At 35.1% G+C, this 16,673-nt stretch carries 6 protein-coding genes; all 6 read left to right on the top strand.

Going from position 1 to position 16,673, the window contains the following annotated elements; genetic code table 11:
• The first annotated feature begins 349 nt into the window (after positions 1-349).
• The 6 genes from BXU10_RS15435 to BXU10_RS15410 all read left to right on the top strand — a co-directional run bounded on the left by BXU10_RS15435 (position 350) and on the right by BXU10_RS15410 (position 16,604).
• A complete protein-coding gene (locus tag BXU10_RS15435) occupies positions 350-3,493 on the top strand; it encodes a TonB-dependent receptor (RefSeq protein ID WP_078228223.1) in 3,144 nt (1,047 codons plus the stop codon).
• A gap of 1 nt (position 3,494) precedes the next feature.
• On the top strand, positions 3,495-5,039 hold the full coding sequence (locus tag BXU10_RS15430; RefSeq protein ID WP_078228222.1) for a RagB/SusD family nutrient uptake outer membrane protein: 1,545 nt from the start codon (positions 3,495-3,497) through the stop codon (positions 5,037-5,039).
• 667 nt (positions 5,040-5,706) lie between these two features.
• Positions 5,707-8,841 (top strand): TonB-dependent receptor, encoded by a 3,135-nt coding sequence (locus BXU10_RS15425; RefSeq protein ID WP_078228221.1) that lies wholly within the window; start codon positions 5,707-5,709, stop codon positions 8,839-8,841.
• 24 nt (positions 8,842-8,865) lie between these two features.
• Positions 8,866-10,815 carry a RagB/SusD family nutrient uptake outer membrane protein gene (locus tag BXU10_RS15420; RefSeq protein ID WP_078228220.1) on the top strand — a complete coding sequence of 650 codons (1,950 nt, stop codon included), beginning with the start codon at positions 8,866-8,868 and terminating at the stop codon, positions 10,813-10,815.
• A 305-nt stretch (positions 10,816-11,120) separates the two neighbouring features.
• Positions 11,121-12,629, top strand: coding sequence for a sialate O-acetylesterase (locus tag BXU10_RS15415; protein ID WP_078228219.1), 1,509 nt, complete (start codon positions 11,121-11,123; stop codon positions 12,627-12,629).
• Between the two features lie 348 nt (positions 12,630-12,977).
• On the top strand, positions 12,978-16,604 hold the full coding sequence (locus tag BXU10_RS15410) for a T9SS type A sorting domain-containing protein (protein WP_078228218.1): 3,627 nt from the start codon (positions 12,978-12,980) through the stop codon (positions 16,602-16,604).
• The last annotated feature ends 69 nt before the right edge of the window (positions 16,605-16,673 follow it).

Genomic DNA, 16,673 nt, shown 5'->3' with positions numbered 1-16,673 from the left:
AAAGTAAATGTATATGTGATTTGCGAAATTCCTATCCTGTTCCGTCCTGTTGTTTATTATTGATAATAAATTAGTAAATAAGAGATAAACTATATTTTTCTTGATTTGATATGTTTTTGTGTAAAAAAGTATGAATATTTAAAAAATAATTTAGTTAAATTTTAGATTTTTTATTACAAAATAGCTGCTGTGTTTGGTCTTGCTAATCAGTAAGTTGTCCTTTTCTTGTTAATTAAAAATTAAAGATAAAGTATAATATACTGAATTCTAACAGGATACTACAGGATGCTGTGGGTGTCCCTTCTAAATAAATTTGAATAAACTAATTATTAACGAAATTTAACTTTTTATGAAAAACAAAATTAATCATCTGTTGATTGTGACCATGTTTGCATTATTGCATGCATCTGGTTATTCGCAGAGCAAAGAGGTTACGGGAGCAGTTACTGATCCGGCTAAACTCTCTATACCGGGAGTGAACGTATTAGTAAAAGGGACAAATAGAGGAACGAGTACAGATTTTGATGGAACATATAAAATATCTGTTTCTCCAGGAGAAACTTTAGTTTTTTCTTTCGTTGGGTTTGTTTCGAAAGAATTAAAAGTGGGTGCCTCTAATAATTATAATATTTCTTTAGAAAATGAAAGCTCGAACTTAAATGAAGTTGTAGTTATTGGTTATGGAACTCAAAAGAAAAAATTAACTTCGGGTGCCATGTCTGGTATTAAAACAGAAAATTTTACAGAACGACCTATTTCAAGAGTTGATCAGGGGTTGGTTGGTCAAATTGCAGGTGTTCGTGTAAAACAAACTACCGGTTTGCCTGGGCAGCCATTTAGTATAGAAATTCGTGGAGCAGGTTCTATTACTGCGGGAAACGAACCTTTGTATGTGGTTGATGGTTTTCCTATTTCTACAGAAGGAACAAATGTTAATGGCGGTTTTTCAAGCGGAAGCCCTTTAGATAATATGAATCCAAATGATATCGCTTCTATTGAGGTATTGAAAGATGCGGCTGCAGCTTCTATTTATGGTTCACGAGCAGCAAATGGTGTTGTTTTAATTACAACCAAAAAAGGTACAAAAGGAAAAACGAAATATACTTTTAATACGTATGGAGGTATAAATAAAGAAGCGAACAGAGTGGATATGTTATCTGCTGAGGGTTGGATTAAAAGAGCAAAAACCATGATTGATTCGCAATGGGTAGGTTCGGGTATTGCCGGTGCTTCAGCGAGTCAAACCAATGCTGAGCGTATTGCAGCCTATAATGCAGTAAATCCATCAGCACCGCTTGTTACAACTAATAATAGATATTTTACATATTTATATGATGAAAGATGGGATATGCCAGGACATCCGGGATTGGATTATATTGATTGGCAGGACAAAGTTTTCCGCACAGGAGAGTTCAGTAACTATCAATTATCTGCTTCTGGGGCAACTGATGTAGTTAACTATTATGTTTCTGCTAATTATCAAAAAAACACAGGTTATATTGTTGGTACTGATTATACCTTGTTTTCTGCAAGAGCTAATATTGACTTTAAATTATCAGATAGTTTTAAAATAGGAATTAATTTTTCTCCGTCTTATTCAGAAAGAAATGATCCGGGTGTTGAAGGAAAAGATAATACATTATTCAAAGCATTAGTAGCAACTCCTGTTTTTGAAAGTGCCCCAAATGCAGCAGGAGAAAAATATACAACCCGATATGCGTGGGGAAGCAGTACAACGAATATGCTTAATGCATTGGCCAGAACAGGAAAAAACTCTATGTATAGAAATATTGTTTCTACTTATGCTGATTATAAATTTGCAAAGGCTTTTACATTTAAAAGTACAATTAACTTTGATAATTCAGATAATACATTTGAGAGTTATACACCAAATGATGTTCAGGCGAGTATAAGGGGGGCTTATAATACCTATAGAAGATTAAATTTTGTAAATGAAAATACTTTAACTTATAATAAATCAGTAGGCAACCATAGTTTTAATGTTCTTTTGGGTCAGTCATTTAGTTCTTATAAAATTACGCGATCAAATCTTTCTTCCGGAGGACTTTATAATAGTTCAACGATAGAAACACTTCCAACAGGTTCTTTGGGGTCTACTAATGCAGAAAAAAACACTTTATTATCTTATTTCAGTAGATTTCAATATGATTATAAAGAAAAATATATGCTTTCTGCAAGTGTAAGAAAAGACGGTTCGTCTAAGTTTGGAAGTGAGAAAAGATGGGGGACATTTTATTCTCTATCATTAGGATGGAGAGTTAAGCAGGAATCATTTTTAGAAAATGTTGATTGGTTGAGCGAATTAAAAATAAGAGCAAGCACAGGAACTAATGGTAGTAACAATATAGGTAGTTATTCACCTTTTTCAATATTAGGGTCTTATAATTATTCAATTAATGGTGCTGTAGGAATAGGGCAAGGAGTAAGTTCTATAGGAAATCCATCATTGCATTGGGAGCAATCAAAAAGTATTGATTTAGGATTGGATTTTTCAATCCTAAAAAACAGAATTTCAGCAACATTCGATATGTACAGAAAAAAGAATACAGAATTATTGCTTAGGCTTCCGGTTCCTGCGGCATCAGGTTTTACAAGTTATCTTACCAATGTAGGGGCGGTGCAAAATCAAGGATGGGAATTTGAATTGAATACGGTGAACGTTAAAACTAATAATTTTGAATGGAAAACATCTGCAAATTTAAGTCATAACGAAAATAAGGTATTGGCATTAGGACCGGATCAGACTAAAATTGAAATTAGCAGTGAGTTTGGAGCAGGGGTTCCATTTGTAAAATTAGAAATAGGAAAACCAATGTACACCATTTTTGGTTTGCAGCAAAATGGTGTAGTAACTCAGGCTGATATTGATGGTGGTGGTACTACTATAGGCGGAAACAAATTAGTTTTAGGAGATCCAAGATATATTGATCAGAATGGTGATAAAAAAATTAATACAGAAGATCGTGTTGATTTAGGAAATCCAACTCCAAAATATACCTGGGGTGTAACAAATACTTTTAAATACAAAAAATTAGATTTAAGTGTATTGGTACAAGGTCAAAACGGTGGAACAGTTTACGGGTTAACAGGAAGAGCAATTAATCGTACCGGAATGGGGTCAGTAGAAAATGCATTAAATGTTGATCCGGCTGTAAGAGGTAACTGGAAAACTTCTTTTGGTTTTCAGCCGAATTCTGATTGGATGTATAAGTCAGATTATGTTAGTATAAGAAGTATTTCACTTGGATATAATTTAAAAGATGCTGTTAAAAGCTTAAAAAGAATAGATAATATGAGGCTTTATATAACAGGTGAAAACTGGTTCTATTGGAATAAATACAAGGGAGGCTTTAATCCTGAAGCGGTAAATACCTCTGGAAGTTCAAATAATGATTTTGCAGTTCCTGTAGATTATGGAGGTGCACCTTTGGCAAAATCAATCGTTTTAGGTCTTAACGTTAATTTTAATTAAAATGAAAAAATATATTTATTTATTAGCAGCAAATTTGCTTTTATTGGGAACAGTTTCCTGTACGGATGAACTGACGCAAATTCCTTTATCACAAGGAACTGAGGAGAACTTTTATGCTACACCCGGAGATTTTATTCAGGCAAGAAATGCAGTTTATTCGGTTGCATTTCATGGAACAGGTACTTATGGTTATGCAAATAGAGTATTGAATTTAAGTGAAACCAGATCAGATAATTTGCTGGCATTGACGACGGCTTCGAGAGATTGGGAAGGAATTAATAGTTTTTATACCTCTATTAGTGCTAATACTTATGTAAAAGAAGCTTATGTAAGTAATTTTAATGCCATCTACAAAGCGAATCAGTTGTTAGAAAAAATTGCTGAAAAAGGAGATCAGATTTTTACAAATTCGGCAGATAAAGCAACAATGGTTGCCGAAGCTCGTTTTTTAAGAGCATTTTGTTATTTTGATTTATTAAGATGGTTTGGAAGAGTTCCTCTGATTGAAAAAACAATGACAGCTGAGGAGTCTACAAAAATTGGAAGAAGCCCGGTTGTAGATATTTATAATCTGGTTATTTCAGATTTACAATCAGCAATTGCAGATCTTCCGGCTTCAACTACAGATGCAACTTATGTTGGTCGTGTTACTAAATATGGAGCAAAAGCTTTACTAGGTTTGGTTTACATGACGCGTTCAAGTCCGACTTACGGTATTGATGGTGCTATGCTTGGTCTAAACGAATGGGATAAAGCATATCAGCAATTAAATGATGTTAAAACAAGTGGTTTGTACACTTTTGGTGCTGATTATGCCGCTATATTTAAAGTAGAAGGAATTACTAATAAAGAAAATGTTCTTACGATTCCTTATACACAAAGTTTAGCAAGTTCTATTGGAGGAAATTTTATGATTGAAGTTGGTTACGAGCCTTATTTTGCATCAATAGGTATAACCTCAAATCAGGGATCGCTGGAGCCAAGACCAATTTCAACAGGATTTTTAAATATGTTTGCTGCTAATGATAATAGAAAAACAGTTGGAATTGCAACAAGTTATACAGTGGCATCCGGAACATACAAAGGAAGTTATACACTTCCGGTTTTTAAAAAATACATAGATGCATCCAGATACGGAACCGGCGGACGTGAAGACTGGGGTGTAGATTTTATGGTTATTCGATATACAGATGTATTGATGCTGATGGCAGAATGTACACTTCATGGAGGAGGTGGAACTCAGGCTGATGTTGATGCAATTGTAAATCAGGTGCGAACAAGAGCAGGTGTGCCAGCAAATGCGTTAAATATTACTTTGGATCAATTATTTGACGAGAGAAGAAAAGAATTCTTTTCTGAAGGAACAAGATGGTTTGATTTAATAAGATCTGGAAAGGCTATAACTATTATGAATGCATGGAAAGCCGCAGAAGATACTGGTAATAAAATTAGAACAATTAATGAAAATTCATTGTTATATCCAATTCCGTTGTCAGAAATGTTAGCAGTTCCAGGTTTGTATGATCAAAATCCAGACTACGATTAATAAAATAAATTTGCCCCAATTTTTTAGTTTTTTTGAAGAAGACCGCCTCGCTTAGGAGGGCACTGAAAAAGTCCTTTAAAATTAAAAAGGTAATTTTACAAGTAAAATGGAGGCTCTGAGAATCGTCTGTACGAAAGTGTTCTCAATCACCTATCCGAATACATTAAAGAAAAAGAGGTTGTTTTCATATTTGAAAACAACCTCTTTTGATAAATAGCCACTTTTTCAGTGCCCTCTCGCTTAGAGGCGGTTTTTTTTGTTTTTATTTGTAAGATATATGAAAAACAGTCTAAATTCATTGTGTTATCGATTACATTTTTCATGATAATTTTTTTGTTTTTTGCAATTTATCTAAGTAATACTGTAATAAGTACATATGTTTATAAGTGGTTTAGTTTTAATTTCACATAATATTAACGTATTTTTTTTATTATCAAAAAAAATAATACATTTGTGTAATCGATTGCATAATTGCATCTTTTTTCTTAGTAATTTTATTTAATAGTTTATTTATGATTAATAAATATTTGTAGGAACACCGTTTGTGTTCATGCTAAGAATGTAAAAATCACCTATAAAAATGAATTATAATAATAAAATAGATAAGAGTAGTGTAATGATGTAAAAAATTAAATAACTAACTAAATAATTAACCAAATTGAAATTTATGAAAAACAAATTAAGTTTTCTGCTGACTATAGCGATGATGGCATTGCTCGGTGCCTCAGCTTATGCGCAGAGTAAAGTAATTAAAGGGGTAGTTAAGGATGCCTCGGGACTACCAGTACCAGGTGTTAACGTACTAATTAAAGGAGGGCAGAAAGGGGTAAGTACTGATCTTGACGGAAGTTACTCAATTAATGCAGCTCCTGGAAATGTTTTGGTTTACAGTTTTATAGGGTTTAAAAAACAGGAAATTACTGTTGGAAATGCAAATGTTTATGATGTTTTGCTTAAGGAAGAAGATAATTCGCTTGAGGAAGTTGTTGTTGTTGGTTATGGGGTAAGAAAGAAAAAGGACTTGACAGGGTCTGTTGTAAGTGTTGGCGCTGAAGAAATTGGTTCCAGACCAGTTGTAAACGCAGTGCAGGCTATGCAGGGTAAAGCAGCAGGGGTAGATGTGGCTTCAAATGAACGGCCGGGGACAGTTGGTGCTATTACTATCCGTGGTGCCCGTTCTATTTCGGCTTCCAATGCACCGCTTTATGTGGTAGATGGTATTCCTTTAAATACAAAACTTGTAACTGATGCTACTACAGGAAAAATTAGTGTAGATCAAAATACTGGGGGGATTGATTTTTTGAATCCAACTGACATCGAAACAATTGATGTATTAAAAGATGCTTCAGCAACAGCTATTTATGGATCTCGAGGTGCTAATGGAGTAGTTATCATAACAACAAAAAAAGGTAAAAACGGTAAGTTTACCTTAAATTATGATACTTCCATAATGACAGAAACTATTCATGAAAATGCCCCAATGATGAGTGCAGGAGAATATATCGAATTCCGTCGCTGGGGAAGATATTATTCTAATCCAACAGCTTTTCCAAAGGGTGATGCTCCCACTATTGCTAATGATGAATTAATTTTCTTAAAATCAGCAGATCCATCTGCCTGGGCAAATATTGCAAAGGGATGGAGTAAAGATAGTGGAGGTAATGATGTATGGGATGGTTCTAAGGTTGCCACTACTGATTGGGCAAAATTTGTAACCCGTACCGGAATCACCCAGCAGCACACCTTAAGTGTTAGTGGTGGTAGTGAAAAAATGAAAGCTTATGGCTCTTTTGGATACCTGAATAATACAGGAACATTATTTGGGCAGAGTTATGTTCGATATAATGGTACTGCGAATGTTGATATTACACCAACAAAATGGTTTTCGATGGGAGTAGGTATTAATACAAGCTATGGTATAAACGAATATGGACAATCAAATACAGGACGAACAGCGGTTACAAGTTCGACCGGAATTTATGCTACAGCTCGCACAAATCTTCCATACGCAGTTCCTTATGACAGTAATGGAAACAGAATTGATAATCCAGGAGGAGATTCTACTATCAGAACTCCTGTCAATGAATACAAATTATCTCAGGATCAACGTGTAACATTGCGTGCTTTTGGAAGTTTATATGCACAAATCGATTTAGGAGCAATTTCTTCAAAACTTGATGGTTTAAAATACCGTCTTAATTTTGGTCCGGATTTGACATCCTTTCGTGATGGAATATTTCTAGATGGAAAATCAGCTATTCGTTCAGGAACAAGTTTTGCTTCTTTAACTAATGAATCTTCTATTTCATACACGCTTGACAACTTATTTTTATACAACAAAACTTTAGGAAATCATAGTTTTGGAGGAACTTTTTTACTAAGTCAGACAAGATATCATAATGAAACAAGTTCAATGTCTGCCAATGATATAAAAAATCCAAAAAACAAATGGAATTCTTTAACTCCTGCTAATGTAACACTTGCGGGGTATTCTTCAGGTTTAATAGAGTCTGGTTTGTTTTCTTATATGGGTAGAGTAAATTATAGTTATGCTGATAAATACTTGATCACTGTATCAGGTCGTAGTGATTCAGCTTCTCAGTTGGCAGCAGGACATAAAGAGGCATTCTTTCCGAGTGCTTCAGGTGCATGGGTTCTGAGTAAAGAAAAATTTCTTGAAAATGTATCCTGGATTGATCAGTTAAAACTAAGAGTTGGCTATGGTGTTACTGGAAATGCAGCAGTCCCTGCTTATGCGACTACACCGCCATTGACAGGAATCGTTTATCCAAATGGTTCAGGCGTAGTGAATAATACGTCGTTAGGTAATTTATCTTTGGGATGGGAAGAAACTGCTCAGTTTAACTATGGTATTGATTTCTCGATGTTTAACAGCAGAATATCAGGTGCTCTGGATTATTATACAAGTAAAACAACCAGTTTACTACTAAAAAGATCTCTTCCAACACCAAATGGAATTAAAGATTCTTATCAAAATGTAGGTGAAACTGAAGGAAACGGAGTTGAGCTTACTTTAAATTCGGTAAACATAGCAACTAAAGATTTTGAATGGACTACCAGTTTTAGTGGTTCATACCAACAAAATCGTATTGTGTCGCTGCAAAATGGAAGATTTAACGATATAAATAACAACTTGTTTATTGGAAACTCTCAAAACGTAATTTACGGTTTTGAATCAAACGGAATCTGGAAACCTGAAGATGCTGCAGAAATGGCAAAATTTAATGCTGCGGCAGGTTCTAATGTATTTTCATTTGGTAATGCAAGGCCGGTAGATCAAAACGGAGATTACAAAATTGACGCTAACAATGATCGTGTTATTATTGGTTCTAAAGATCCAAAATATATAGTTGGACTAACGAATACTTTTACATACAAAAATGTTGAATTATCCTTTTTTGTTTATGGACGAATGGGATATCTTTATGATACAGGAGGAGAAAATGAAGGAGCAAAAGGAAGTCAGAGACAAATTGATTATTATACAGATAATAATACAAATGCAGAATATCAAAAACCAATTTATTCTGCGGGTACCGGGGATTCTTATTTTCCAATATTGGGATATAGAGATGGCTCATTCTTAAAAATAAGAAACATTTCTGTAGGATATCATTTTGATAAAGAACTAGTACAAAAACTGGGACTTTCTAAATTGAGATTATATTGTCAGGCAAGCAATCCGGGTATGATCTTCTCTAAAGTTAAATGGACTGATTTGGATACACAGACAACAGCTTCAAACAGAGGTATGACGTTAGGGCTAAATGTAGGATTCTAAATTAAATTAAAAAAAAAGATTATTATGAAAAATTATAAAAAACTATATATCAACTTAATACTTGTTACCGCATTGACTTTAGTAAGTTCTTGTAGTAAAGATTTTCTTGATGAAGAGTTGACAACAGCTTACGATCAGGAATATTATAAAACGGAACCTGGAATACAGGCATTAGCTGTTGGTACTTATTATCAGGTTTTTGCTGCAGAATTTCAAGGCGAAGTTCCCCTTACGGCAACAGAGTCGGGTACAGATGAGTTTCATGCGGGTGGAGATCCTTCAAACTGGACATGGAATTCTTATTCTTCTGGTTTTAAGGCTTTTGTTACAGTTTCTAATGCTAATACAGTAGCGGCAAATACGAATTGGGATAATTTGTATATTGGAATAGGAAATGCTAATCAATTAATTGAAGCTGCTACAAATATTGTTTCAACAAATGATGCTATAAAGAAAACCGCGCTGGGTGAAGGATACTTTTTGAGAGCTTTCAATTATTTAAAATTGGTAAGTCAATATGGTGCTGTTCCTTTGGAATTAAAAGCTGTTACCAGTTCTACTGTTAAATTAGAGTTTACAAGGGCGACTCCACAAGAAGTTTTAGGACAGGTTATCTCAGATTTTACACAAGCCTACACTTTGTTAAGTAATGCTGGAGCTCCTGCAAAAATTACTAAAGATGCTGCTGCGCATTATTTAGCAAAAGCTTATTTAGCTCGTGCCAGTGAAATTAATGACAGTTGGAACTCTGCTACAAAAATGACAGATTTACAGCAAGTAGTTACTTTATCAGACGAAGTAATTTCTCATCACCCATTAGCAGAAAACTATGATAACCTATGGAATTATACTATTGCTGATGGTGCAAATGAAAAACTGGGAGAATTAATTTTATCTGCTCAATTTAACGCCAGTACATTAACAACAGGAGGTAATCAACAGCACTTGTATTTTCTTTCTACTTATGATCAGTTACCACAAATGAAACGTAATCTTGCAGGGGGAAGACCATTTAGTAGATTGGCACCGACTTATTTTGTATATGATGTTTTTGATCATGTAAATGATTCCCGTTTCTGGAAAAGTTTTCAAACAAAAAGTATTGTAAACAATGCATCAGGTGCTGTTTATAAAAATGGCGATTTAGGTATTATGTATATCGTTAATAGCCAATCTGATACCCGTTTTGCCAAAACTAAAAACACAGGTACTATTATTTATCCAAAAACAGGAAAAACAATTCCAAGTGCATATGTAGCATATGCAGCAGATCACATTGGTTTGATGGCTGATGTAAGATTTCCATCGCTAAGTAAACATATGGATGGAAACAGAATAGATTTGAGCAATATTAAAGGATCACGGGATATCATATTGGCACGTTCTGCAGAAACTTATTTAATGGCTGCCGAAGCAAAAGTACGTTTGGCTAAACAAGGGGGTGCAGCCTTCGCAGATGCATTACCATATATTAATATAGTTCGTACTCGTGCTGCTTATAAGTCGGGTGAGAATCGAGCTGCTTATGTAGATGGTTCCGCTGCATGGACAGTTACCGGTCAGGCTGGAATTCCGATTTCATATATTCCTGAAAACTCGTATTATGAGTCAAATAATATTGCAGTTTCTACAGGAGCAACAAGTTTAAATATTACTAGTATTAGTGTTTTGCCATCAGAGGATGAAGCTGTAATTGCAAAACTGGGATATGCAAGTGATTATGATCGTATGTTATGTTTAGTATTGAATGAACGTACCAGAGAATTATGCGGTGAATTTCATCGTTGGCAGGATTTAAGCAGAACTAAAACTTTAGTTGCCAGAGCGAAAGCTTATAACATTGAAGCATCTCCAAATATTCAGGATTATCATACCTTACGTCCAATTCCTCAGACATTTCTTGATGGAATATATTCAAATGGGCGACCATTAACAGCTGCAGAAAAAGATGCAATGCAGAATCCTGGTTATTAGTACCTCTGTTTATAATTTTTATTTTTCTAAACCGTCTCAATTTTCGAGACGGTTTTTTTATTCCTTAAGCAGGTTACAACAGGATTGTTTTTAGTAATTTGATGAATAAATTTGAATATTATATTTTCAAAATACTTTATAGTTTAAATTGTAATAAATAAAAATTTAGTGGTTTTAATTTTATAGGGCAGTAACGTAGTTATTGCCTTTTTTTGTTTAATCAGCAAGTTAAAACAGGGAAGCACAGGATAGCTATATTATTTAAGTCATTTATTTTTAAGTGCTAAATATTAAATTTTCATTCTATGATTTATATAAAAAAACTGTCTTTATTTTTAACCTTTTTAAGTGCTTCATTTTCTATAACTGCTCAGGTTAAACTACCAGCTTTGGTTAGTGAAAATATGGTCTTACAGCAAAATGCAAAAGTGAACTTATGGGGATGGGCATCTCCAAACGAAAAAATAAATATTCAGTTAGGATGGCAAAACAGTTCAATAGAAACTATTGCAAATTCAACAGGAAACTGGAAAGTAACAGTAGAGACTCCTCAGGGAAGCGAAAAAGAATATTCCATAATTATCAACGCTTCAAACAAAATTACGCTTAATAATATTCTTATTGGAGAGGTCTGGATTTGCTCAGGACAGTCAAATATGTATTTTCCTGTAGGAAAGGAAGAAGGTACCTGGAAAACCGGTGTAAAAAACTATGAAGAGGAAATCGTAAAATCGAATTATCCAAATATCAGATTGTTTACGGTTTTGACAAATGCATCTGCTAAGCCGCTTGATGATGTTACCGGAAGATGGGAATCATGCTCTCCTGAGACAATAAAAACGTTTTCAGCAGTTGCTTATTTTTACGGAAGAGAGTTGTATCAGAAATTAAAAATTCCGATTGGTCTTATTTCAACTTCATGGGGAGGTACAAAAGCAGAAGCCTGGACTTCTCAGAATGTTCTGGAAGAAAATCCGGATTTTTTAACCATTCTGGAAGAAGATGCTAAAAATGAAAAAGGATATCAGGAGAAACTGGAAATGTATTACCTGAATTTAAGAAACGAAAAGCAGGCTAACAATAATGCTTCAAAAACAGAACTTAAAAAGCCTAAAAAAGAAGCAAATAAAACTTCGTATGTATTGTATAATGCCATGTTGCATCCTTTAATTAATTACACAATGAAAGGTGTCATCTGGTATCAGGGAGAAAGCAATTCAGGCAAGGCAAAATTATACCAAACTTTATTTCCTGCTATGGTAAAAAGCTGGAGAGACGACTGGAAACAGGGAGATTTCCCTTTTTATTATGTACAGATTACGCCCCATAAAGGGCAGACTCCAGAGATTAGAGAAGCGCAATTATTGTCATTACAAAAAATATCCAATAGCGGAATGGCCGTTACGACTGATGTTGGTGACACAAACAACATTCACCCAATAGACAAACAAACTGTCGGTCACAGGTTGGCACTAATAGCTTTGGCAAAAACATACAACGAAGATAAATTGGTATATTCAGGACCCATTTATAATCACATGAAAATCAAAAAAGATAAAATCCAGTTATTTTTTGATTATGCTGATTCGGGATTCAAAAAAACAACTGGAGATTTAAAAGAATTTGAAATTGCCGGAGATGATAAAACCTATTATCCGGCTGTTGCTAAGATAGACGGTAAGACGATTATAGTTTCTTCAGAAAAAGTAAAAAATCCAAAAGCAGTTCGTTTTGCATGGAAAGCATTGCCTGATCCAAATTTATTTAATGCCGAAAATTTACCGGCATCCCCTTTTCGTACTGATAACTGGTAATCAAATTGTATAAAAAGAGTTTAGTTTAGTTAGTTTATAATGTTCCCTTTTCATTTCTGAGTTTAAGAAAGGCACAGGTATTTTTTATGAATTAAACCGAATTTTGTGGATTTGATGGAAAATTAAGAGTTTTAAAATTGAATTTTAATTTTTATAACAAAATACATATGTAATTATTTATCTAGTGGTTATTGTGTTCAATTCTTTGATTTCTAGTTTATTAATATTTTTTTAAACTTTTTTAAAGTGTAAAAATCTAATTTTCAAAAAAATAGCAGGGTAGGGCAGGACAGTATTAAATATTTATCCTAATAATTTTAATAGTACTAACCTTTTAACCAACTATTTATGAAAAAACAAGTACTTTTTGAATTTATACCAATTCACTTTCAAAAGCAATTCCTTAAAATTATTTTAATTACATTTTTTAGCTTTTTGAATGTAAATAATTCGTTTGCACAAAACTGGAATATTTTGGGAAATGAATCTCAGGTTTCCGCTGTAGCATCGTCCTATACATCTATTGCTGTTTTAAACGACGTTCCTTATGTAGTGTTCCGAGAAGGAAGCGGACCTGTTGTCAAAGTTAAAAAAAGAAACACTGCCACAGGAAATTGGGAACAAGTAGGTAACGATATTGGAGCGAATCTTAATTTTTCCAGAATAATACTGGACAAAACAAACCGCTTTTATGTTACTTACGTGGATGCCGCAAATGGTAATAAACTGGCGGTGAAAATTTACAATACAGCTACAGACGCATGGGAACCATTAAATAACGAAACTAACAACCTCTATGTTTCGACTGGTTCTGTTACTAATTCTGTTTCACAATATGGCTCAACACCTCGGTGCTCATTGACTTTCGATTCTGATAACAATCCATATATCGCCTTTGGTGATAATGGGACATTGACTCCTTATGTTAAAAAGTTTGATGGTACTTCCTGGGTTACAGTTGGTAGTGGTTCGGTAAATACTGCTTCAATAGCAATTGGAGTAAGTTTAGTAGTGGATGAGGCTGATGTACCTTGGCTGGTATACTGTAATTTAACTACCATAAGTGCCACTACAGGTAGCATGACATTGTATAAGTTTACAAATGGAACCTGGACTGCTTCTGCAGCTTCATCAGTTACTGCGGGAGTACGTCATACCAGTATGGCACTTAACTCTGCCAATAATCTGGCAATTGCTTATTTTAATACGGCCAGTACCAATAAAGCAACGGTAATTGAATATAATAAAGCTGCAAATACTTGGGGTCCAAATACTATTATTGGTTCCAGAGATTCCCCAAATATAAGTTTGATTAAGGATGTTTCTGGTAATCTTTACTGTTCTTTCATAGACAACGTGAGCAGTACACCTACCTATTCTGCTCGTGTGTTTAAACAAACTGCGGGCGCAACTGTCTGGACAGAAATGAAAGATCCGACAGTAATTAGAGGAATTGATGAACCGGCTGGGAATTTAACAATTGTTGCCGGAAGTTTGTATCCTTTTGTTGTTTATACAAAAGCAAATACAGGAGGTATTGTAACTCCTATTGTTAGAACCTATGTTCCGGCTCCTCCACCGGCAACACTTACCACAAATACGGTTACAAATTTGACAGCAACTACAGCAGAAACAGGAGGGGATATTACCTCAGATGGAGGAACTGCAGTTACAGAAAGAGGAATCGTTTACAGTACAAGCAGTAATCCAACCGTAGCTAATACTAAAATTATAGCAGCTACCGGTGGCACAGGCAATTTTTCAGTAACTATTCCCGGCCTTACACCGGCAGCTTTGTATTATGTTAGAGCCTATGCAATAAATGGAGGTACTACCTATGGAGAAAATATTAGGTTCAATACGCTGGCTCTACCTGATGCAGTAGTGAATACGCCAAAACAGGTAGAATTTTTGAACCGTGGTGTAGTTGCCTTGCGTAAATCGACCAATGAAGTTTTTATTAGCTGGAGATTGCTGGGTAATGATCCTGCAAATATTACTTTTAATGTTTACAGGGATAATGTAAAAATCAATTCTGCTCCTATTACAACTTCGACAAACTATATCGATAATATTGCGGCAAATGGTTCTTATACCATAAAAGCAGTTATTGGTGGAACTGAAGGTGCTGCATCGGCTCCTGTTTCGGTATGGGGGAATAACCAGTTGTCGATTCCATTGCAAATTCCGCCGGGAGGTACAATTCCGGATGGAACAGCATATACCTATACTGCAAATGATGCAAGCGTCGGTGATGTTGATGGAGACGGTGAATATGAAATTTTCTTAAAATGGGATCCTACATTATTGAATCATAACGGAGGAGGTTTTTCGGGAGAACAAATTTTCGATTGCTATAAAATGAACGGTACTTTGCTTTGGCGTATCAACTTAGGTAAAAATGTAAATGCAGGTCCGCACTTCAATCAATTTATGGTGTATGATTTTGATGGAGACGGAAAAGCTGAAATAATTTTAAAAACAGCTGACGGAACTATTGATGGAACAGGAACAGTGATTGGTAATGCTACGGTCGATCATCGAAATTCAGGAGGATGGGTACAGGCAGGACCTGAATTCCTGACTGTTTTCAATGGTTTGACAGGAGCTGCCATGTCTACAGTTGCTTATCAGCCGGCGAGGGCAAATACTGCAGACTGGGGTGACACTTACGGAAATCGTCAGGATCGTTTTGTTTCTGCGGTAGCTTACTTAGATGGCGCCCGTCCGAGTTTGATTGTAGGCCGTGGCTATTATGATAAATTAATGCGTGCTGCTTATGACTGGCGCGATGGACAATTGACGCTTCGTTGGATTTTCGATAGTAAAGACGCGAGTGATCCTGCCAATAATGCATTTTCAACTCAGGGAAATCACCAAATGACTATTGGTGATGTGGATGGTGACGGAAAAGACGAAATCATAAACGGTTCAAGTGCTATTAATGATGATGGAAAACGTCTTTGGACTTATGGGCAGGGACATGGAGATGCACTTCACATGTCGGATATGGATCCGGATCGTCCCGGCCAGGAAATCTGGCAGTGTCTGGAATCCGAAAGTCAATATAGCCCATACGGAATCAGGCTTAATGATGCTAAAACCGGTGAAATGATTTTTGGAGCTGTTACCACAGGAGATGTTGGCCGTGCTTTGGCGGGAGATATTGATTCAAACCACAGAGGTTATGAAATGTGGAGTTCTTCCGGTTATTTGTATAATGTTCAGGATGGACAAATTGGAACCAGTAAACCAACAAACGGAAGCCAGGCTGTGAATGGTGCTGTTTGGTGGGATGGTGATTTAGGACGTGAATTGCTTGATGGTACAATTATGGACAAATGGAATCCGGCAACACAATCGCTAAATCGCTTGTTTACGATTTATCAGGCAGCTCCCGTTTCTTCCAATAATGATTCTAAAAAAAATCCAGCTCTTACAGGCGATATTTTAGGTGACTGGAGAGAGGAAATTATACTACGTCGTACTGACAATACTGCTCTCATTCTTTTTACAACCAATATCATTTCTGATTACCGAATTCCTACTTTAATGCACGATCCTCAATACCGTACAGCAATTGCATGGCAAAATTCAGCTTACAATCAGCCTCCTCATCCAAGTTATTTTTTAGGATATGATATGGCTCCGGTTCCTGCATCGAATATTGTTATAAAAGACATTTCGAATTTAGGGGTTAAAAAAACAGATGCTTCCGTAACAGCAGAAGTAATGGTATATCCAAATCCTTCTTCGGGACAATTTAATATCCGATTTAGTGGTTATAAATCATCTAAAGCAACCGTTGTAATTTCAGATATTACTGGACAGGTTTTAGTGAAAAAAGATATTGAACTTACCGGAAAGGATCAAAATGGAGTATTTAGCATTCCTAACCATAATCATGGAGTTTATCTTCTAAAAGTAATTAGTGAAGAAGGAACTAAAACACTTAAAATTCTGATTGAAAAATAATAACATAATTGTTTATAAGAGAAAGGTTTATAGTTTTGTAAACCTTCCTCTTATACTTTAAAAAGTACA

The organism is Flavobacterium sp. LM4 (assembly GCF_002017935.1).
Lineage (GTDB): Bacteria > Bacteroidota > Bacteroidia > Flavobacteriales > Flavobacteriaceae > Flavobacterium > Flavobacterium chungangense.
Note: the sequence above shows the minus strand (reverse complement) of the source record. Positions and strands in the feature narration are given on the sequence as shown.

Coding starts and splice junctions, on each gene's coding strand:
- BXU10_RS15410 (WP_078228218.1), top strand. CDS start 12,978: ATGAAAAAACAAGTACTTTTTGAATTTATACCAATTCACTTTCAAAAG.
- BXU10_RS15420 (WP_078228220.1), top strand. CDS start 8,866: ATGAAAAATTATAAAAAACTATATATCAACTTAATACTTGTTACCGCA.
- BXU10_RS15415 (WP_078228219.1), top strand. CDS start 11,121: ATGATTTATATAAAAAAACTGTCTTTATTTTTAACCTTTTTAAGTGCT.
- BXU10_RS15430 (WP_078228222.1), top strand. CDS start 3,495: ATGAAAAAATATATTTATTTATTAGCAGCAAATTTGCTTTTATTGGGA.
- BXU10_RS15435 (WP_078228223.1), top strand. CDS start 350: ATGAAAAACAAAATTAATCATCTGTTGATTGTGACCATGTTTGCATTA.
- BXU10_RS15425 (WP_078228221.1), top strand. CDS start 5,707: ATGAAAAACAAATTAAGTTTTCTGCTGACTATAGCGATGATGGCATTG.